The sequence below is a fragment of the Paraburkholderia strydomiana genome (assembly GCF_046030495.1).
In the GTDB taxonomy this organism is placed as follows: Bacteria; Pseudomonadota; Gammaproteobacteria; order Burkholderiales; family Burkholderiaceae; genus Paraburkholderia; species Paraburkholderia strydomiana_A.
In genome coordinates, this window is record NZ_JAQQCJ010000030.1 from 46,384 (window position 1) to 65,561 (window position 19,178).

At 63.6% G+C, this 19,178-nt stretch carries 17 protein-coding genes; 3 read left to right on the forward strand and 14 right to left on the reverse strand.

The annotated features are described in order from the left end of the window. Positions 1 to 11 precede the first annotated feature (11 nt). On the reverse strand, positions 12 to 1,100 hold the full coding sequence (gene pyrC / locus PQQ53_RS29750; RefSeq protein WP_408328176.1) for a dihydroorotase: 1,089 nt from the start codon (positions 1,098 to 1,100) through the stop codon (positions 12 to 14). A gap of 168 nt (positions 1,101 to 1,268) precedes the next feature. On the opposite strand from pyrC, the gene PQQ53_RS29755 reads away from it, so the two are divergent. Continuing rightward, positions 1,269 to 2,210 (forward strand): class II glutamine amidotransferase, encoded by a 942-nt coding sequence (locus PQQ53_RS29755; protein WP_408328178.1) that lies wholly within the window; start codon positions 1,269 to 1,271, stop codon positions 2,208 to 2,210. Between the two features lie 103 nt (positions 2,211 to 2,313). Here PQQ53_RS29755 and PQQ53_RS29760 read toward each other — a convergent pair whose 3' ends face one another. The 6 genes from PQQ53_RS29760 to PQQ53_RS29785 all read right to left on the reverse strand — a co-directional run bounded on the left by PQQ53_RS29760 (position 2,314) and on the right by PQQ53_RS29785 (position 8,143). Next, positions 2,314 to 3,039 carry an amino acid ABC transporter ATP-binding protein gene (locus PQQ53_RS29760; RefSeq protein WP_042320997.1) on the reverse strand — a complete coding sequence of 242 codons (726 nt, stop codon included), beginning with the start codon at positions 3,037 to 3,039 and terminating at the stop codon, positions 2,314 to 2,316. Next, positions 3,036 to 3,713: a glutamate/aspartate ABC transporter permease GltK gene (gene gltK / locus PQQ53_RS29765; RefSeq protein WP_408147811.1), complete on the reverse strand. Its 678-nt coding sequence runs from the start codon at positions 3,711 to 3,713 to the stop codon at positions 3,036 to 3,038. Before gltK ends, PQQ53_RS29760 begins: the two co-directional genes overlap by 4 nt. Further along, on the reverse strand, positions 3,713 to 4,453 hold the full coding sequence (locus PQQ53_RS29770) for an amino acid ABC transporter permease (RefSeq protein ID WP_408147809.1): 741 nt from the start codon (positions 4,451 to 4,453) through the stop codon (positions 3,713 to 3,715). The genes gltK and PQQ53_RS29770 overlap by 1 nt, the downstream gene beginning before the upstream one ends. An 82-nt stretch (positions 4,454 to 4,535) precedes the next feature. Continuing rightward, on the reverse strand, positions 4,536 to 5,429 hold the full coding sequence (locus tag PQQ53_RS29775) for a glutamate/aspartate ABC transporter substrate-binding protein (protein WP_168665274.1): 894 nt from the start codon (positions 5,427 to 5,429) through the stop codon (positions 4,536 to 4,538). A gap of 263 nt (positions 5,430 to 5,692) precedes the next feature. Continuing rightward, positions 5,693 to 7,015, reverse strand: a complete 1,323-nt coding sequence (locus PQQ53_RS29780; RefSeq protein WP_408156487.1) for a Glu/Leu/Phe/Val family dehydrogenase — start codon at positions 7,013 to 7,015, stop codon at positions 5,693 to 5,695. 171 nt (positions 7,016 to 7,186) lie between these two features. Next, a complete protein-coding gene (locus PQQ53_RS29785; RefSeq protein ID WP_408147805.1) occupies positions 7,187 to 8,143 on the reverse strand; it encodes a LysR family transcriptional regulator in 957 nt (318 codons plus the stop codon). A 336-nt stretch (positions 8,144 to 8,479) separates the two neighbouring features. On the opposite strand from PQQ53_RS29785, the gene purB reads away from it, so the two are divergent. Next, entirely contained in the window at positions 8,480 to 9,868 is a 1,389-nt protein-coding gene (gene purB, locus PQQ53_RS29790; RefSeq protein ID WP_408156483.1) for an adenylosuccinate lyase, read from the forward strand. Positions 9,869 to 9,984: 116 nt separating this feature from the next. On the opposite strand, the gene PQQ53_RS29795 is transcribed toward purB, so the two are convergent. From PQQ53_RS29795 to edd, 4 genes are all read right to left on the reverse strand, one after another. Further along, complete coding sequence (locus PQQ53_RS29795) at positions 9,985 to 10,479, reverse strand: gluconokinase (RefSeq protein WP_408328181.1); 495 nt, start codon at positions 10,477 to 10,479, stop codon at positions 9,985 to 9,987. Between the two features lie 18 nt (positions 10,480 to 10,497). Further along, on the reverse strand, positions 10,498 to 11,892 hold the full coding sequence (locus tag PQQ53_RS29800) for a GntP family permease (protein WP_408147800.1): 1,395 nt from the start codon (positions 11,890 to 11,892) through the stop codon (positions 10,498 to 10,500). A 249-nt stretch (positions 11,893 to 12,141) separates the two neighbouring features. After that, positions 12,142 to 12,783 (reverse strand): bifunctional 4-hydroxy-2-oxoglutarate aldolase/2-dehydro-3-deoxy-phosphogluconate aldolase, encoded by a 642-nt coding sequence (gene eda / locus PQQ53_RS29805; RefSeq protein WP_408147798.1) that lies wholly within the window; start codon positions 12,781 to 12,783, stop codon positions 12,142 to 12,144. Positions 12,784 to 12,809: 26 nt separating this feature from the next. After that, positions 12,810 to 14,738 (reverse strand): phosphogluconate dehydratase, encoded by a 1,929-nt coding sequence (gene edd / locus PQQ53_RS29810; RefSeq protein ID WP_408147796.1) that lies wholly within the window; start codon positions 14,736 to 14,738, stop codon positions 12,810 to 12,812. A gap of 291 nt (positions 14,739 to 15,029) precedes the next feature. Between edd and PQQ53_RS29815 the strand changes: the two genes are divergently transcribed. After that, positions 15,030 to 15,875 carry a MurR/RpiR family transcriptional regulator gene (locus PQQ53_RS29815; RefSeq protein WP_408156481.1) on the forward strand — a complete coding sequence of 282 codons (846 nt, stop codon included), beginning with the start codon at positions 15,030 to 15,032 and terminating at the stop codon, positions 15,873 to 15,875. A gap of 113 nt (positions 15,876 to 15,988) precedes the next feature. Here the strand turns inward: PQQ53_RS29815 and PQQ53_RS29820 are convergent, their stop codons facing one another. The 3 genes from PQQ53_RS29820 to holA form a co-directional block, all read right to left on the reverse strand. Next, a complete protein-coding gene (locus tag PQQ53_RS29820) occupies positions 15,989 to 16,405 on the reverse strand; it encodes a CopD family protein (RefSeq protein WP_408147792.1) in 417 nt (138 codons plus the stop codon). Positions 16,406 to 16,482: 77 nt separating this feature from the next. Next, positions 16,483 to 17,754 (reverse strand): glutamate-5-semialdehyde dehydrogenase, encoded by a 1,272-nt coding sequence (locus tag PQQ53_RS29825; protein ID WP_408328184.1) that lies wholly within the window; start codon positions 17,752 to 17,754, stop codon positions 16,483 to 16,485. A 293-nt stretch (positions 17,755 to 18,047) separates the two neighbouring features. Then, complete coding sequence (gene holA / locus PQQ53_RS29830) at positions 18,048 to 19,166, reverse strand: DNA polymerase III subunit delta (protein ID WP_408328187.1); 1,119 nt, start codon at positions 19,164 to 19,166, stop codon at positions 18,048 to 18,050. Positions 19,167 to 19,178: the final 12 nt, after the last annotated feature.

A 19,178-nucleotide genomic window follows, 5' to 3' on the forward strand; every position in this document is an offset into this window, starting at 1 on the left:
CTAGCTCAACCTCAAACCAGACGCCAACCGATCGACTCGCCGCCGCGCAGCGGCACCACCGGCGTATCGCCGACCGGCAGTTCGGCCGGCAACGTCCATTCCTCACGACGCAGCGTGACCTGCTCCGCATTGCGCGGCAGGCCGTAGAAATCCGCACCGTAGAAGCTCGCAAAACCTTCGAGCTTGTCGAGCGCGCCGGCTTTGTCGAATGCTTCCGTGTAGAGTTCCAGTGCATGCAGCGCCGTATAGCAGCCCGCGCAACCGCACGCGTGCTCCTTCAAACCCTTCGGATGCGGCGCGCTATCGGTACCGAGGAAGAAGCGCGGATTGCCCGATGTTGCCGCTTCGACCAGCCCCACACGATGCGTTTCGCGCTTCAACACCGGCAAACAATAGTAATGCGGACGAATGCCGCCCTGGAAGATCGCGTTGCGGTTGTACAGCAGATGGTGCGCGGTGATCGTCGCACCCAGCAGTTCCGGCGCGACACCGGCTTCGCGGATGTAGTCCACGGCGTCCTTCGTCGTGATGTGCTCGAACACGACCTTCAACGCCGGGAACGCGCGACGCAGCGGCGTCATCACGCGGTCGATGAACACCTTCTCGCGGTCGAACAGATCGATCGACGAATCCGTTACTTCGCCGTGCACCAGCAGCGGCATGCCCACTTCCTGCATCGCTTCGAGCGTTTTCGCGCACTTCATGATGTCGGTGACGCCCGCGTCCGAGTTGGTGGTCGCGCCCGCCGGATACAGCTTCACGCCATGCACGAAGCCGCTCTCGCGCGCCCGGCGGATTTCGTCGGGCGGCGTGTTGTCGGTCAGGTACAGCGTCATCAGCGGTTCGAACTTCGCGCCTTCGGGGATCGCAGCGACGATCCGCTCGCGGTATGCCTGGGCCATCGCCGTGGTCGTGACCGGCGGTTTCAGGTTCGGCATGATGATCGCGCGGCCGAACTGGCGCGCGGTGTCCGGCAGCACGGCGGCCAGCATCGCGCCGTCGCGAACGTGCAGGTGCCAGTCGTCGGGACGGGCGAGCGTAATGGAATCGCGGGAATCGCGGGAATCGCGGGAATCGAGGGAAACGTTGGGAGCGGTCATGGCGAAAGGGGGAACGAGATTCGGCGACAAAAGCCAATCGACCCGGTCAAACCGCCCTGTTGCGGCCCAAACACACGTCAATTTCGCTATTTGGCGTTTCTGGCTCGGTGATATGCTTGGAAAATCATCATTGTAACGGCTCGCCCCGTTCACAGGCTTACCCGCAACATGTGCCAACTTCTCGGAATGAACTGCGCCGCGCCGACGGACGTCACGTTCTCGTTCACCGGCTTTGCGGCGCGCGGCGGCGTCACCGATCACCATGCCGACGGCTGGGGAATCGCCTTCTTCGAAGATAAAGCCTGCCGCCTGTTCATCGACCATCAATCGTCGGCCACCTCGCCGATCGCCGAGATGGTCAAGCGTTATCCGATCAAATCGAAGAACACCATCGCGCATATCCGCAAGGCGACGCAAGGGCACATCCTGCTCGAAAACTGCCATCCGTTCATGCGCGAACTGTGGGGGCGTCACTGGATCTTCGCGCACAACGGCGATCTGAAAGACTATGCGCCGCAACTGTCGGGCGTGTATCAGCCGGTCGGCACGACCGACAGCGAACTCGCTTTCTGCGCGTTGCTCGAGGGTTTGCGCAAGGCGTTTCCGGGCGCGCAACAGCCGCCGCTCGACGAACTGTTCGCCACGCTCGAAACGCTCACGCGTGAAATCACGCAATTCGGCGTGTTCAATTTTCTGATGTCGAACGGCCAGGCGCTGTTCGCGCATTGCTCGACGCATCTGCATTACATCGTGCGGCGCTGGCCGTTTTCGACCGCGCATCTGGTCGACGCCGACGTCTCGATCGACTTCGCCAAGTACACGACGCCCGAAGACCGCGTCGCGGTGATCGCCACCAAGCCGCTGACCGACAACGAAATCTGGAGCGCATTCGAGCCGGGCGACCTGATGATGTTCCAGCATGGCGAAGTGATCGGCCGCATCAACGTGCCGGTGCCGGCATCGGTCCTGGAGAAGCTGCGCAATCCCACGCTGGATGCGTCGGCCTCGGCCACGACGATCGCGGCGTCGGCCGCCGGGACGGGAATCATGGCTCACGACAGCGAAGCCGACCTCGAAGCGGCTGACGACGCCGCGGCCTTCGAGTCCTGAGCGACTGATCGCGCACCCGCCAGCAACAAAAAAGCCGCTCCAGGGAGCGGCTTTTTTTCGGTCAGCACGAGCCGGCCCATACCGGCCGGTCCGCACACGAAACTCAGTGCAGGATCTTCGCCAGAAAATCCTTCGCACGATCCGACTTCGGATTCGCAAAGAAGTCTTCCTTGCGGTCATCTTCGACGATCAAGCCCTTGTCCATGAAGATCACGCGGTGCGCGACCTTCTTCGCGAAGCCCATTTCGTGCGTGACGCACATCATGGTCATGCCTTCCTGTGCGAGTTCGACCATCACGTCGAGCACTTCGTTGATCATTTCCGGATCGAGTGCCGAAGTCGGTTCGTCGAACAGCATCGCGATCGGGTCCATCGACAACGCGCGCGCAATCGCCACGCGCTGCTGCTGACCACCCGACAACTGCCCCGGAAACTTGTCCGCATGCGCGCGCAAGCCCACGCGATCGAGCAGCTTCAGCCCCTTCGCGGTGGCTTCGTCGTTCGAGCGGCCGAGCACTTTCACCTGCGCGAGCGTCAGGTTCTGCACGATCGACAGATGCGGGAACAGTTCGAAGTGCTGGAACACCATGCCGACCTTCGAACGCAGCTTCGACAGATTGGTTTTCTTGTCGGTCAGCGACTGGCCGTTGATGACGATCTCGCCCTTCTGGAACGGCTCGAGACCGTTGACGGTTTTGATCAGCGTGGACTTGCCCGAGCCTGACGGCCCGCACACCACCACCACTTCACCTTTTTTGACTTCCGTCGTGCAGTCGGTCAGCACTTGAAACTGACCGTACCACTTCGAAACATTCTTGATAGAGATCATCTTGCGACCTTTTTCTGAAGACCTTTGACGAGGCTCGACGCGACCACACAGATCACGAAATAACACGCGCCCGCGAACAGTACCATCTCGATGTTCGTACCGTCACGGTCGCCAATATTCGTGGCGGTGCGGAAGAAGTCGGCGAGGCTGATCACGTAGACGAGCGACGTATCCTGAAACAGCACGATACCCTGCGTGAGCAGCAGCGGCACCATCGCGCGGAACGCCTGCGGCAGCACGATCAGGCGCATCGACTGCGCGTAGGTCATGCCGAGCGCGAACGCCGCGTTGACCTGGCCGCGCGGCACCGATTGAATGCCGGCGCGGATGATCTCCGAATAGTACGCGGCCTCGAACAGCGAGAACGCGACCATTGCCGAGGCAAGGCGAATGTCGATATCCGGCGACAGCCCGAGCACGTTCTGCAGCACTTGCGGCACGATCAGGAAGAACCACAGCAGCACCATCACCAGCGGGATCGAACGGAAGATCGTCACGTAACCCTTCGCGAACCACTCGAAGGGTTTGAACGACGACAACCGCAGCATCGCGAGAATGGTGCCCCAGACGATGCCGAACACGATCGCGATCAGTGTGATCTTGAAGGTGACGATGGCGCCGGTCCACAGTGTAGGCAGTGCGCCCGGAATACCGCTCCAGTCGAAATGGTGCATCACTTGCCTCCGATATAGCCGGGCAACCGGGTTCTGGCTTCGACCCAGCGCATCAGTTGCATCACGACCAGATTGATCAGCATGTACGCCACCGTGACCGCGATGAACGACTCATAGGTTTGCGACGTGTAGTCGACCAGCTGGCGCGCCTGCGCGGACAGATCCAGCAGACCGATCGTCGAAGCGACCGCCGAGTTCTTGAAGATGTTCAGAAATTCGGACGTGAGCGGCGGCACGATGATCCGGTACGCGACCGGCAGCAGCACATAGCGATACGTCTGCCATTGCGTGAAGCCCACCGCGAGACCCGCGGCGCGCTGGCCGCGCGGCAACGCGTTGATGCCCGAGCGCACCTGCTCGCATACGCGCGCAGAAGTGAACAGCCCGAGACAGATGATCGACGACGAGAAGAACTGCGCGCCTGGCGGCAGTTGCTTGAACCAGTTGCCTATCGACACGGGCAGCAGCTCCGGTATCACCAGATACCAGATGAAGAACTGCACGATCAGCGGAATGTTACGGAAAATCGCAACGTAGACCGTGCCGATGCCCGACGCCCACTTGTTCGGCACCGTGCGCAGCACGCCAAACAGCGAGCCGACGATCAGCGCGATCACCCATGCCGCCAGCGACACGGTGATCGTCACCCAGAGGCCCGAGAACAACCAGCCCAGATAGGTGGTCGGCTCGCCGGTGGAGACCGGACTCAGCAGAATGCCCCAGTTCCAGTGATATGACATGACCAAGACTCCAGCAAAAAGAAACGGAAGAAGCGCGTGGCTCCTTCCGTTTCGTTCAGCGTTTCAAAAAAACACCTGAGGTTTAATCGATTGCCTTGTCATTCGGATTCTTGAACAGCGCCCGCATATCGTCGCTTTGCGGGAAGTTCAGGTTCAGGCCCTTCGGCGGGATCGGCGATTCGAACCACTTCTTGTAGATCGCATCGGCTTCGCCCGAGGTCTGGACCTTGGCGATCGCGTCGTCGGCGACCTTCTTGAACTCCGGATCGTTCTTGCGCATCATGCAGCCGTACGCTTCACGCGATTGCGGCGTGCCGACGATCACGAAATCGTTCGGGTTGTTCGACTTCGCGCGTTCGCCCGCGAGCAGTGCGTCGTCCATCATGAACGCCGCGGCGCGGCCCGTCGACAGCGTCAGGAACGACTCGCCGTGGTCCTTCGCGCTGATGATGTTCATGCCCATGCTCTTGTCCTGGTTCATCTTGCGAAGCAGGCGCTCGGAGGTGGTGCCGGCGGTCGTGACGACCGTCTTGCCCTTCAGGTCCGCCCAGTCCTTGATGCCGGAGTCCTTCTTGGTCATCATGCGCGTGCCGATCACGAAGATCGTGTTCGAGAACGCGGCCTGTTGCTGGCGCTCGAGGTTATTCGTGGTCGAGCCGCATTCGATGTCCACCGTGCCGTTCTGCACGAGCGGAATACGGTTTTGCGACGTCACCGGAGTCAGCTTCACCTTCAGGTTAGGCATGTTCAGCTTCTGCTTGACGGCTTCCACCACTTTCATGGCGAATTCCTGCGAGTAGCCGATGACATTCTGCTTGTCGTCGTAGTACGAGAACGGGATGGACGATTCGCGGTGGCCCAGCGAAATGACGCCCGTGTCCTTGATCTTCTTCAGCGTACCCGCGTCTTGCGCCTGCGCGCCAACCGTAAACAGTCCGAGAGTCGCGAGCAGCAGCGCAGCTTTTTTAACCTTCATGTTGTGATCTCCTTGGCAAGAACCGGCGCCAGTTTAGCAAAGTAATTATTCTGAAAGTATGGCTATAAACCATGTTGTTGCGCGCGCGCCGCTACGGGCGCGGGACGCCTTCGACCGATCCGCGGACCGGTTCCGGATATGCAAAGGCGGGCGGCATCGATCCGATGCCGCCCGCCGGGTACGACACGCCGTCTCGTGGACCGCGTCAAGGCAAAAATTGCCGGCGAATCCGCAGGGTAGCGCACTCGCCGTTCAAACGTAAATCAGGGATACAGGCCGCGCATTTCGCGCGCTTGCAGAATCCGCTTACAAGCGACGATAAACGCCGCGGTCCGCACCGACACGTTCTGTTCGCTCGACACCTGCCATACCGCGGCAAATGCCTCACGCATCACGCGCTCCAGACGCTGGTTGATCTCGTCCTCGGTCCAGAAGAAGCTCGAGAAGTCCTGCACCCATTCGAAATAGGACACCGTCACGCCGCCCGCGTTGGCCACCACGTCCGGAATCACGAGAATGCCGCGATCGTGCAGGATGTCGTCGGCCGCCGTGGTGGTCGGGCCGTTGGCGCCTTCCACAATGATTTTGGTCCTGATCTTGCCGGCGTTCTTCTCGGTGATCTGGTTTTCCAATGCAGCCGGAATCAGGATGTCCGATTCGATGGTCCAGAATTCCTCGTTGCTCACGGCGTCCGCTTCAGGGAAACCACCCACGCCGCCCGTCTTCGCGACGTGTTCGAGCAACGCGCCCGCATCGATGCCGGTCGATTTGTACAGCGAACCGGTGTGATCCTGCACCGCGACCACCTTCGCACCCGCTTCCTGGAACAACCGCGCGGCAATCCCGCCGACGTTGCCGAAGCCCTGCACCGCGATGCGCGCGCCTTCGATATCGAAGCCGATGCGGCGCGCCGCTTCGCAGCCCACCACGAACACGCCGCGGCCCGTCGCCTCGCGGCGGCCGAGCGAACCGCCGAGCGTGATCGGCTTGCCGGTCACCACACCGGTCGCCGTTTGGCCCTGGTTCATCGAGTACGTGTCCATCATCCACGCCATGATCTGCTCGTTCGTGTTCACGTCCGGCGCGGGAATGTCGGTATTCGGTCCGATAATGATGCCGATCTCGCTCGTGTAGCGGCGCGTCATGCGCTCCAGTTCGCCCCGCGAGAGCGTGCGCGGATCGACGCGGATGCCGCCCTTCGCGCCGCCGTACGGCACGTTCACGGCCGCGTTCTTCACCGACATCCACGCGGACAGCGCCATCACTTCCGACAGCGTCACGTCCTGGTGATACCGCACGCCGCCCTTGCCCGGACCGCGCGACACGTTGTGCTGTACGCGATAGCCTTCGAAGTGCGCGACGGTGCCGTTATCGAGTTCGATGGGCACGTCGACGATCAGGATGCGCTTCGGGCGCTTGAGGGTTTCGAGCCAGCGCGACAGCGAGCCGAGGTACGGCGCGACGCGGTCGACCTGGCGCAGATAGTTGCCCCAGGGGCCGAGGTCTTCGCTGTTGAGGTAGGAGGGAACGGACTGCAACGATGCTGCGGATTGGACTGCTTGGGCGGCTTGCTGCTGGGAAGACATGAACGCTCCGGCGTTGATCGAATACGTGCATTGTCGAAAAACGTCGTTTTGAAATCCAATGCCGTTTCCTTATCCGATTATGTTTTTTTTGCATAACCTTCGGAAAGCTGCAAATTCACGTCGTGGCGGCGCAGGTTTCACCGTCCCCTGGCGGTGCCCTCGCGGTGCCTTTTATGCTGCGTCCTGCCCCAGTTCCGCCGACACCACCTCCCACAACTGCCGCACGAGTATCTGCCGCGCATCGTCGCTTTTCGCCGCGAGCTTGTCGCGGTAGAGGCGAATCTCCATGCTCAGCGTGAGCTGTCCTTCCGGCGTGCCGCGTGTCGCACGATCGAGGCGGATCAGCTTGCCGTCGGCGACCGCGTCTTCCACCGCGCTGTGCGGCAGAAACGCGATGCCATGGCCGGCCAGCGCCATCGCCTTGAGCCCTTCGGCCATGTCGGTCTCGTACAACCGGTCCAGGTACAGACGCTCGGGCGCATTTGCGAGGATCACTTCGGTCATGCGCCCCAGATACGCGTTCGGCGTGTAGGACAGATACGGCGCGGGCGCCTCGGCCGTGCCCGGCAAGGTGTGGCGCGGCCGGCCGGCGCGGCCCGGCGCCGAGAACGGGCTGATCGGCTCGTTGCCGAGCGTCAGCATGTCGTAGCGAGCCGGATCGAGCGCGACCGGATGGCTCGGATGGTGATAGCCCATCATCAGATCGCAGCCGCCTTCCACCAGCGACAACGCCGCGTCGTGCACGTTCAGCGCGCGCAGCCGCGTATGGATCGGGCCCATCTGCGCTTCGATGCGTTGCAGCCAGCGCGGAAAATACGTGAGCGACAACGTATGCGGCACGGCAAATTCGATGGTTGCCTGGGGCGTCGCCGTATGGCCGCGCAGCAGCGCGCGCGCCTCGTGGAATTGCGACAGCATCGCGAGCGCCTGCTCGTTGAACACCTGGCCGGCCGCCGTGAGCCGCGTCGGATAAACCGAACGGTCGATCAGTTCCGTGCCGAGCCACGCTTCGAGTGCCTGGATGCGCCGTGAAAAAGCTGGTTGCGTGACGTGGCGCAGTTCGGCCGAGCGGCTGAAACTACGCGTTTCCGCGAGCGAAACGAAGTCTTCGAGCCATTTCAGTTCCATGCGAAGTGTGCTGCCGGGCAGGAGGAAGAAGTCAGCATTCTAGCGGCGCGGGCGCAGCGTGGCGCTGCGGGTCGAGGCGCGGCTTTGGCTTTGGCTTTGGCTTTGGCTTTGGATCCGCCTCCAGCGTGACGAGCCAGGTCGCGGGGCGGCGTGCCGCGGTCACGCAGCGGAAGCTACGAACAGGCTGCAAAGCCGCCACGCTCCGCGCCTCACGGCCTCGCGCGCGGCAAATTCGCGGCCGCCAACGGCCTGCCACCCGCACAGTGGTAAAATTCGCGGTTCCCTCCGTTCCCGATCCGCTCTCTGAGCGCTCAACGCTTCGACCCGGTCCCCATCATGTCCGACACCCGCCCCGACACCCTGTTCGCGCTCAACGCGCTCTCCCCGCTCGACGGCCGCTATGCGTCGAAAACCGAAGCCCTGCGCGACTGGCTCTCGGAAGCCGCCTTCATGCGCAATCGCGTGACAGTTGAAATCCACTGGCTGATCGCGCTATCGCGCGCCGGCTTCGCCGAAGTGCCGCGCTTTTCCGAAGCGTCCGAGCAATTCCTGCTGCAACTGGCCGAGCGCTTCACCGCGCACGACGCCGCGCGCATCAAGGACATCGAACGCGTAACGAATCACGACGTGAAAGCGGTCGAGTACTGGCTGAAGGAATCGGTCAAGGGTCAGGAAGAACTGGAACGCGCGAGCGAGTTCATCCACTTCGCGTGCACCTCGGAAGACATCAACAACACGTCGCACGGCCTGATGCTCGCCGGCGCGCGTGAACACGTGATCCTGCCCGCGCTGCGCTCGGTGCATCAACGCCTCGTCGCGCTGGCACATGCTCACGCCGCTCAACCGATGTTGTCGCGCACGCACGGCCAGCCGGCCAGCCCGACCACGCTCGGCAAGGAAATGGCCAACGTCGCCGCGCGCCTCGAACGCGCGATCGACCGTATTGCGAAGGTCGAACTGCTCGGCAAGATGAACGGCGCGGTCGGCAACTTCAATGCGCATCTCTCGGCGTATCCGGAGTTCGACTGGGAAGCATTCTCGCGCGAAGTGGTCGAGCAGCGCCTGAAGCTCACGTTCAATCCGTACACGATCCAGATCGAGCCGCACGACTACATGGCCGAACTGTTCGACGCGGTCTCGCGCGCCAACACGATCCTGCTGGATCTGGACCGCGACGTGTGGGGCTACATCTCGGTCGGCTACTTCAAGCAGCGCACCAAGGCCGGCGAAATCGGCTCGTCGACGATGCCGCACAAGGTCAACCCGATCGACTTCGAAAACTCCGAAGGCAACCTCGGTCTCGCGAACGCCACGCTGCGCCATCTGGCCGACAAGTTGCCGGTGTCGCGCTGGCAGCGCGATTTGACCGACTCGACGGTGCTGCGCAACATCGGCGTCGCGTTCGGTTACTCGCTGCTCGCGTACGACTCGCTGATCCGCGGTCTCGACAAGCTCGAAGTGAACGCGCAGGGTCTGAACGAAGACCTCGACAACTGCTGGGAAGTGCTGGCCGAGCCGGTGCAAACGGTGATGCGCCGCTACGGCATCGAGAACCCGTACGAGCAGTTGAAGGAACTGACGCGCGGCAAGGGCATCACGCGTGAAGCGCTGCAAACCTTCGTGAGCGGCCTCGCGATTCCGCAGGACGCAAAAGACCGCCTGCTCGCGATGACGCCGGGTTCGTACATCGGCAAGGCGGTCGAACTGGCGAAGCGCATCGGCTGATTTTCCCGCTCGATGCAAGGCCGCCTCGTCCGCGCGAGAGGCGGGCATAAAAAAGCCGCTCCGAGGAGCGGCTTTTTTTCGTCTCTACAACGACGAGCGAATGAGCTAGCGCAAACTCACCGCGCTTCGACCTGCTTCAACACGTCGTCGACGATTGCTTCCGGCGACAGTTCGATGCTCACCGTGATCGCCTCGTCCGCACCCGGCTCTTCGAGCGTGTCGAGCTGGCTTTGCAGCAGCGACGGATCGAAAAAGTGTCCGGTGCGCGTAGTCAGGCGCTCTTCGAGCACCTTGCGCGAGCCCTTCAGGTAGACGAAGCATACGTCCTTGTCGCCGTCGCGCAGGATGTTGCGATACGAGCGCTTGAGCGACGAACACGTGAACACCGCCGTCTCGCCTGCCTTCTGCTTGCCTTCGATCGCGGCGCGGATGGTTTTCAGCCACGGCCAACGGTCTTCGTCGGTGAGCGGAATGCCGTGGTGCATCTTCTCCTTGTTGGCGGCGCTGTGAAACGCGTCGCCGTCGGTGAACGCGCAGTGCAGGCGCTCCGCCAGCATTTCGCCAATTCTCGTCTTGCCGGCGCCCGACACGCCCATTGCGATCAAAATCATCAGAAACTCCTTACTTCTTTACAGGACCGCCGCGAGCGCGAAGGTCAGGCCCAAACCCATCAGCGAGATGATGGTCTCGAGGAGCGACCATGTCTTGAAGGTCTGCCCCACCGTCATACCGAAGTACTCCTTGATCAGCCAGAAGCCGCCGTCGTTCACGTGCGAGAAGATCAGCGAGCCCGAACCGGTGGCGAGCACGAGCAATTCCGGCTTGACCTGCACCGCGCCCGCCGCCGCGATCGGCGCGACGATGCCGCATGCGGTGGTCATCGCGACCGTGGCCGACCCGGTGGCGAGACGGATCAGCGCAGCGACCAGCCAGCCGAACAGCAGCGGCGACATATGCACCGACGTCGCCGCGTTGACGATTTCCTTCGAAATGCCGCTATCCATCAGCACGCGGCCAAAGCCGCCGCCCGCGCCGACGATCAGCGTAATGCCCGCGATCGGCGCAAGGCATTCGCCGCAGAACTTCTGGATCTGCTCGCGGTTGAACCCGCGGCTCGCGCCGAAGGTCCAGAAGCTGACCAGCACGGCCGTTAACAGCGCGACGTCCGAGTTGCCGAAGAAACGCAGCAGATCGTTCGGCAGAGTCTTCGGCGTGGAGATCAGATCGGCCCAGCTGCCGATCAGCATCAGGATCACCGGCAACAGGATCGTGAACAGCGTGACGCCGAAGCTCGGCAATTCACGCTTCGGCGCCGTGCTTGCCGCGCCGTTTTTCGCGTCGCCGTTGTCGGCGGCGCTGCCGAGAAATTGCGCGGCCAGCGCGTTTTCCTTCGGCAACTTGATGTAGCGGCTGATCATCAGCGCGAACAGCGGACCGGCGACGATCGCGGTCGGCACACCGACGATCAGACCATAAGCAATGGTCCGCCCGATATCCGCGTGATACGCCTGCACCGCGAGCATCGCGGCCGGGTGCGGCGGCAGCAGGCCGTGCACGACGGACAGACCCGCGACCATCGGCAGGCCGACCAGCAGCAGCGATTTGTTGGTGCGCTTCGCGACGTTGAACGCAATCGGAATCAGCAGCACGAAACCGACCTCGAAGAACACCGGCAAGCCGACGATGATCGCGACGACCATCATCGCCCAGTGAATGTGCTTCTCACCGAAGAAGTCGATCAGCGTGGTGGCGACGCGCTCGGCGCCGCCCGATTCGGCCATCATCTTGCCGAGCATCGTGCCGAGACCGACCACGATCGCGATATGCCCAAGCGTGTTGCCGTTACCCGTTTCGAACGATTTGACGATGGTGGCCATCGGCATGCCGGCGACGAGGCCGAGCAGCAGCGACACCATGATGAGAACAAGGAACGGATAAACCTTGTAGCGCGTGATCAGCAAGATCAGCAAGGCGATCGCGATCACCCCGTAAACCAGCAGCATGCTGCCGTGGACAGCTTCCATGAAGCTCCTCCTTTGCGTTATTGATTTTGAGTGCGGAACACGGTCAGCACTTCGTCTCGCGGCGGCCTGTGCGGTGCCGAAAACCCGGCTGACCGCGCGGACGCTGAATTTTACTGTTTGTTTCCTGATAGCGCGCGTGAATCCGCTATGCAAGTCGCAAAGAAGCCTCGGCGCGACAGCCGGGCGGCTGTATCGGCGAGGCTCTTTTGCGTGTCAGCGCTGCTGGGCAGCTTGTTGTGCGCGCGGCGCTCAGTGAGCCGGCGCGGCCAACTGGCTGGCGGCCCGTGCGAGACGCGTGACTTCGTCCCAGTTCTGCGCGGCCAGCGCGGCCTTCGGCGTGAGCCAGGAACCGCCCACGCACACCACGTTCGGCAGCGACAGGAAATGCGGCGCCGTTTCGGCCGTGATGCCGCCGGTCGGGCAGAATTTCAACGTCGGGAACGGGCCGTGGAAGGCCTGCAGCATGGGCACGCCGCCGGCTTGCTGCGCCGGGAAAAACTTCACGATCTCGTAGCCGAGCTCCAGCGCCGTGATGATGTCGGTGGGCGTCATCACACCCGGCAGCAGCGGCAAGCCCGCATCCTGCGCGGCCTTGTGCATGTCCCTCGTGAGGCCCGGCGAGACGCCGAATTGCGCGCCCGCCTTCTTGGCCTGCGCGCAGTGCTCGGGCTTCGTGATCGTGCCGACGCCGACCACGATGTCCTCGGCCAGCTGGCTCGCGCGCTCGATCGCTTCGAGCCCGGCCGCCGTGCGCAATGTGATTTCCAGCACCTTCACGCCGCCCGCATGCAGCGCGCGCGACACGTGTTCGCCCTGGTCGACCGAGTCGAACGCGAGCACCGGAATCACCGGGCCGAGGCGCACGATATCGCTTACTGTTTTCGACGTCATAGTCAGACTCCTTGTTTCTGCAGCACTTAGCTCGTTTGCGTGGTGCTTGTGTGTTTGTCGGTATGCGCTTTGGCCGCGGCACCGCGATGCGTTGCATGCTGATCCGCGCGCGGGGTTGCGTCTTCACCCACCATCTTGCCGAACACCGACGCGCCCTGCTCCGCCGGCGCCGCCGCCGCGCGGAATACGCCGAACAGTTCGCGGCCGAAGCCGACTTCGTTTTCCGCCTGATGCAGCGGCTCGGCGTTCGGGCGCGCGGCCCATTCGGCCGCGTCGATCTCGATGTCCAGCACGCCCGCTTCGGCGTCGATCACCAGCATGTCGCCCGTGCGCACCTTGCCGATCGGGCCTTGCAGCAACGCTTCCGGCGACAGGTGGATCACCGCCGGCACCTTGCCCGACGCACCGGACATGCGGCCGTCCGTCACCAGTGCGACATGGAAACCCTGATCCTGCAACACACCCAGCAGCGGCGTCAAACGATGCAGCTCGGGCATGCCGTTTGCCCGCGCGCCCTGGAAGCGCACCACGGCGATGAAATCGCGCTTCAGCTCGCCTTTGTCGAACGCCTCCTGCACCGCTTCCTGGGAATCGAACACGATCGCCGGCGCTTTCACCTTGCGATGCGCCGCCGCCACCGCCGAAATCTTGATCACGCCGCGACCGAGTTTGCCCTGCATCAGGCGCAAGCCGCCGTCCGGCTGGAACGGCTCGTCGATGCCGCGCAGCACCGCCGTGTCCGCGCTCGCCTCGACGGCCGGCACCCATTGCAGCTTGCCGTCGAGCAGCTTCGGCTCTTCGGTGTAATGCGCGAGCCCCTTGCCCGCGACCGTGTTCACGTCGTCGTGCAGCAAGCCGCCTTCGAGCAGATTGCGCACGAGGAACGCGACGCCGCCGGCCGCATGGAAGTGATTCACGTCGGCCTTGCCGTTCGGGTAGATCTTCGCGAGCAGCGGCACCACTTGCGACAGCGTGTCGAAGTCGTCCCAGTCGATCACGATGCCCGCCGCGCGCGCAATCGCCACGAGGTGCAGCGTGTGATTGGTCGAGCCACCTGTCGCCAGCAACGCGACGATGCCGTTGACCACCGCCTTCTCGTCGACCACGTGGCCGATCGGCATGTAGTTGCCGCGTTCCACCGTCAGATCGAGCACGCGGCGCGCGGCTTGCGCGGTCAGCGCGTCGCGCAGCGGCGTATGCGGATGCACGAAGGCCGAGCCCGGCAGATGCAGGCCCATTACTTCCATGAGCATCTGGTTGCTGTTGGCGGTGCCGTAGAACGTGCAGGTGCCGTGGCTGTGGTACGCGGCCGCTTCCGCTTCGAGCAGCGCGTCGCGGCCGCATTGGCCGGTGGCGAACTGCTGGCGCGTCTTCGCCTTGTCGTCGTTGGACAGGCCGCTCGCCATCGGGCCGGCCGGCACGAAAATGGTCGGCAGATGACCGAATTGCAGTGCGCCGATCAGCAGACCCGGCACGATCTTGTCGCAGATGCCGAGGCACAGCGCGGCATCGAACATGTTGTGCGTGAGCGCGACAGCCGTGCCCATCGCGATGACTTCACGCGAGAACAGCGACAGCTCCATGCCCGCGTTGCCCTGCGTGATGCCGTCGCACATGGCCGGCACGCCGCCCGCGAATTGCGCGACGCCGCCGTTTTCACGCGCGGCCTGCTTGATGATGTCCGGGTAGTTTTTGTACGGCGCGTGGGCCGACAGCATCTCGTTGTACGAGGACACGATGCCGATGTTCGGCTCGCGGATCTGCTTGATGACGAGCTTGTCGTTGCCCTCGAGACCGGCGAAACCGTGAGCCAGGTTGGCGCACGAGAGTGCGCCGCGCGCCGGGAACTTGCCTTGCGCATGGTGGATGCGGGCCAGATACGCGTCACGGGTGGGCTTGCTGCGCTCGATCACGCGCCGCGTGACCTTCAACAATTGCGAATGCGGGGAAACCATCGGAGCTCCTTCGTCGCTGGCGGCAGGCGCGCGCGCACTTTGCCAGGTAGGTATCGCGGGGACGTCGGATCAACCGACGACGCCATCTTAGTAGAAAAACTACACGATCGCAACGCCGCTTCCTGTTGCGCCGCGACATTGGGTCATGTCGCGCTGCGCCTTACTGGAAGCCAGTAAGCGCTGAATGATAAAAACCTAGGGATTACACCTAGAGCCAGATATGTAGTTTTTGTACCTTCTCATGCAATCAGATATAGTCCACGCATTCTTCAGCATAGTGCGAGTTTTCCAATGATGCTGTCCCAAGTGGAAGAGATGCGCGAGCAGCTGCGCCCCTCCGAGCGCAAGCTGGCCGATTACGTGATCGAAGCACCCCGCGAGGTGCTCGACCTGTCGATGACCGAAGTCGCCGCCCGTGCGGGCGTGAGCCAGCCGACCATCGCGCGGTTCTGTCATGCGCTCGGCTTTTCGGGGTTTCGGGAGTTCAAGATCCGGCTCGCGCAGGGCATTGCCGCCGAGGTGCCCGCCGTCTATCGCGACGTGCGGCCCGACGAGCCGACGCCGGGCGTCGCCGCTAAGGTGCTCGACCGGACCATCGGCGCGCTGATCCAGGTGCGCAACAATCTGTCGTCGGACAGCGTGGCGGCGGCGATCGAGATGCTGGCGCAGGCGCGTCGCATCGAGTTTTACGGCGCGGGCGGCTCGGGCATCGCCGCGCTCGACGTGCAGCACAAGTTCTTCCGGCTCGGCATGCCAAGCGTCGCGTATTCGGACCCGCATACGTTTCTGATGTCGGCGGCGCTATTGGGCGAAGGCGACGTCGTGATCGCGATTTCGAACACCGGCCGCACGCGCGACATCATCGACGCCGCGAAGGCCGCGCTCAACGCGGGCGCGAAGGTGATTGCGATTACGCACGGCAATTCGCCGCTGGCACGCCTCGCGACGGTCGGCCTGTTCGCGAACGTCGACGAGGACACGGATATCTTTTCGCCGATGACCTCGCGCGTGTCGCATCTGGCGATCGGCGACATTCTGGCGGTGGGCGTGGCGCTCAGCCGTGGTCCGGAACTGCTGGAAAAGCTCGCGCAGACCAAGGAGGTGATTCACCGGCGCAGGGTGGACTCGCACGGGTGAGGCGCGGCAGCGCCCATGCAAAGCAGCACGCCAGAAACGACAAGGGCGGTTTGCCGATCAACCGGCAAACCGCCCTTCTTCGTTGTTCACTGCCGCGTATGAAAAGCGCGGAATCAGAACGGCTTGATCACGACCAACGCGACCGCCGCGAGCATCCCCAACACCGGCAACTCATTGAACATCCGATACCACTTGTCCGAGCGACGATTCTCGCCGCGCTCGAATGTCCGCAGCAGCACGCCGCAATACGCGTGATAAACGACCAGCAGCACGACCACGCCGACCTTCGCGTGAATCCAGCCCTGCCCGCTGCCGATGCCGACCACGAGCCACAGCCACAGCCCGCACACCAACGCCGGCACCGCGATCAGCGTCATGAAGCGGAACAGCTTGCGCGCCATGATCAGCAGGCGCGCGGTAGCGGCGGGTTCCGTTTCCATCGCCAGATTGACGAAGATGCGCGGCAAATAGAACAGGCCGGCAAACCAGGAGGCAACCAGGACGATGTGAAACGTTTTTACCCAAAGCATCAGCGGTCCTCGTGCAACGTTGTGGCTGGCGCAGCCAGGCACACTCGCCTGTCACCGCGCCCAGAAATGATGCCGCCTTATTGACGGCCTTCGCCGTGACCGAGCACGACGTATTTGAGCGAGGTCAGGCCTTCCAGTCCGACCGGGCCGCGCGCATGCAGCTTGTCGTTCGAAATGCCGATTTCCGCGCCCAGGCCGAACTCGAAGCCGTCGGCAAAACGCGTCGACGCGTTGACCATCACGCTCGCCGAATCCACTTCACGCAGGAAGCGCATCGCGCGATCGTGGTCTTCCGTGACGATCGCGTCGGTGTGGTGCGAGCTGTAGGAGTTGATGTGATCGATCGCCGCGTCGAGATCGTCGACCACCTTGATCGCGAGCACCGGCGCGAGGTATTCGGTGCGCCAGTCTTCCTCGGTCGCATCGACGAGCGGACCGACACCCGCATCCGCCAGCACCGCGCGTGCCGCCGCGTCCACGCGCAGCTCGACATCCTTGCCGCGATACAGTTTGCCGAGCGGCGGCAGCACGTCAGCCGCGATGCCGCGCGCGACCAGCAGCGTTTCCATCGTATTGCAGGTGCCGTAGCGGTGCGTCTTCGCGTTGTCGCAGACGTTCAGCGCCTTGGCGAGATCCGCGCGATCGTCGACATACACGTGGCAGATGCCGTCGAGGTGCTTGATCATCGGCACGCGCGCTTCGTTGATCAGCCGCTCGATCAGGCTCTTGCCGCCGCGCGGCACGATCACGTCGACATACTCGGTCATCGTGATCAGCTTGCCGACCGCCGCGCGATCCGACGTGGCGACCACCTGCACGGCGTCCTGCGGCAAACCGGCGGCTTGCAACCCTTCGCCGATCAGCTTCGCCAGCGCGGTGTTGCATTCGAGCGCTTCCGAGCCGCCGCGCAGAATCGTCGCGTTGCCGGATTTGAGGCACAGCGCCGCGGCGTCGATCGTCACGTTCGGACGCGATTCGTAGATGATGCCGATCACACCGAGCGGCACGCGCATCTGGCCGACCTGGATGCCGCTCGGCCGGTACTTCAGATTGCTGATCTCGCCGATCGGATCGGCCAGCGACGCGACCTGCCGCAAGCCTTCGACCATCGTGTTCAACGCTTTGTCCGACAGCGTGAGACGGTCGATGAACGCGGCGTCGTGTCCCTTGTCGCGGGCGCGCGCGAGGTCGCGCGCATTGGCTTCCTTGAGCAGCGCGGCATCGCGCTCGATAGCCTGCGCGACGGCCGCGAGCGCGGCGTTCTTCGCCGCCGTCGAGGCTCGCGCCATCGCGCGCGAAGCCTGGCGCGCGCGCCGGCCGAGGTCGGTCATGTACTGGTCGATATCCATGGTCATTCTCGTGGTGCCGCGCACGTCGATGTGCGGCGGACTGGCAGGATTGGCGAAAGAAGAAACGATTGTAAGTCGGGTGCAGGTGCTTTGCTCGCGAAGGCGGTGTGGGCTGCGTGGCCTGAGTCGAACCTGCGCGCGCCTGAATGGGCTAATGCGCTGGCAGACGCGGTGGCGAACAGCGCGGCAAATGCGGCGCTTGAGGAGCACATCGCGACACGCTGACGGCGCCGCACTTGACCAACCTTTGCGCGAAGCGATCCAGCGCCGCTACGCGCCCTTCACGCCCCGGTTCACGCTGGCCTTCGCGCCGGCGTCATGGTGCCAGCCCGAGGTCGCGGCGGCGGAACCGGCGCGGCTTTCGGCGCGGCCACCGTCATGGCGAGTTCGAAGAGACCGTCCCACGGATCGGGCGGCGGATCGTTGCGATGATTGCCCGGCGTGCTGCCGGACAAACCCTTCACCTGCCGATCCAGCCGCGCCGCCAAAGCGAGCGCCTTCTCCAGCGCCCCTTCGGTGACGCGCGACAGCGCCGGCCCGATCAGCCTCTCGCGCGGACCCCACACGCGGTTCTCGCGCACCAGCATCGCGAGCGGCTTGCCGGCAGCGACGCCACGCTTGATCCGCAGCAACGTGCGCACTTCTTCGACGACCGCCCACAACACCAGCACCGACGCCTCGCCCTCGCCGCGCAGCCCGTCGAGCATGCGCGCGAGGCGGCCGACGTCGCCTGCCAGCATCGCTTCGTTTAGCTTGAAGACGTCGTAGCGCGCGACGTTGAGCACGGCGTCATGAATCTGTTCGAAGCCGAGCGTGCCGGCCGGATACAACAGCCCGAGCTTCTGGATTTCCTGATGCGCGGCGAGCAGATTGCCTTCCACCCGCTCGGCGATGAACGCCAAAGCGCGCCGCCCTTCTTCGCCGGCCGCGACGCGCTGGCCTTGGGCTGCGAGCCGCTGCCCGACCCAGTTCGGCAACTGTGCGCGCTCCACCGGATCGATCTTCAACGCAACGCCCGCATCGGCGAGCGCCGTGAACCACGCGGACTTTTGCGTGGCCGCGTCGAGCCGCGGCAGCGTGACCATCGTCAGCACGTCGTCGTTGACGGCGGCGGCGAGCGCCTTCAGCGCATCCGCGCCTTCCTTGCCGGGCTTGCCCGACGGAATGCGCAGCTCGACCAGCTGGCGGTCGCCGAACAGCGACATCGACTGGCTCGCGCCGAGCAGCGAACTCCAGTCGAAACCGCGCTCGACCGTGAACACCGAGCGGTCGGTGAACCCCGCCGCGCGTGCCGTCGCGCGAATCCGGTCGCACGCTTCCTGCGCGAGCAGATGCTCGTCGCCGTACACGACGTACAGTCCGGCGAGTCCCTTCGCGAGATGCGCTTCGAGCGCGTCAAGTCGCAGTTGCATGGCTACTGGTCG

Bases quoted from the DNA above. Each gene is read 5' to 3' on its own strand.
- PQQ53_RS29755 (WP_408328178.1), top strand. From the start codon at position 1,269: ATGTGCCAACTTCTCGGAATGAACTGCGCCGCGCCGACGGACGTCACG.
- PQQ53_RS29815 (WP_408156481.1), top strand. From the start codon at position 15,030: ATGATGCTGTCCCAAGTGGAAGAGATGCGCGAGCAGCTGCGCCCCTCC.
- holA (WP_408328187.1), bottom strand. From the start codon at position 19,166: ATGCAACTGCGACTTGACGCGCTCGAAGCGCATCTCGCGAAGGGACTC.
- PQQ53_RS29780 (WP_408156487.1), bottom strand. From the start codon at position 7,015: ATGTCTTCCCAGCAGCAAGCCGCCCAAGCAGTCCAATCCGCAGCATCG.
- eda (WP_408147798.1), bottom strand. From the start codon at position 12,783: ATGACGTCGAAAACAGTAAGCGATATCGTGCGCCTCGGCCCGGTGATT.
- gltK (WP_408147811.1), bottom strand. From the start codon at position 3,713: ATGCACCATTTCGACTGGAGCGGTATTCCGGGCGCACTGCCTACACTG.
- PQQ53_RS29825 (WP_408328184.1), bottom strand. From the start codon at position 17,754: ATGGATATCGACCAGTACATGACCGACCTCGGCCGGCGCGCGCGCCAG.
- PQQ53_RS29785 (WP_408147805.1), bottom strand. From the start codon at position 8,143: ATGGAACTGAAATGGCTCGAAGACTTCGTTTCGCTCGCGGAAACGCGT.
- purB (WP_408156483.1), top strand. From the start codon at position 8,480: ATGTCCGACACCCGCCCCGACACCCTGTTCGCGCTCAACGCGCTCTCC.
- PQQ53_RS29760 (WP_042320997.1), bottom strand. From the start codon at position 3,039: ATGATCTCTATCAAGAATGTTTCGAAGTGGTACGGTCAGTTTCAAGTG.
- PQQ53_RS29800 (WP_408147800.1), bottom strand. From the start codon at position 11,892: ATGGAAGCTGTCCACGGCAGCATGCTGCTGGTTTACGGGGTGATCGCG.
- PQQ53_RS29795 (WP_408328181.1), bottom strand. From the start codon at position 10,479: ATGATTTTGATCGCAATGGGCGTGTCGGGCGCCGGCAAGACGAGAATT.
- edd (WP_408147796.1), bottom strand. From the start codon at position 14,738: ATGGTTTCCCCGCATTCGCAATTGTTGAAGGTCACGCGGCGCGTGATC.
- PQQ53_RS29775 (WP_168665274.1), bottom strand. From the start codon at position 5,429: ATGAAGGTTAAAAAAGCTGCGCTGCTGCTCGCGACTCTCGGACTGTTT.
- PQQ53_RS29820 (WP_408147792.1), bottom strand. From the start codon at position 16,405: ATGCTTTGGGTAAAAACGTTTCACATCGTCCTGGTTGCCTCCTGGTTT.
- pyrC (WP_408328176.1), bottom strand. From the start codon at position 1,100: ATGACCGCTCCCAACGTTTCCCTCGATTCCCGCGATTCCCGCGATTCC.
- PQQ53_RS29770 (WP_408147809.1), bottom strand. From the start codon at position 4,453: ATGTCATATCACTGGAACTGGGGCATTCTGCTGAGTCCGGTCTCCACC.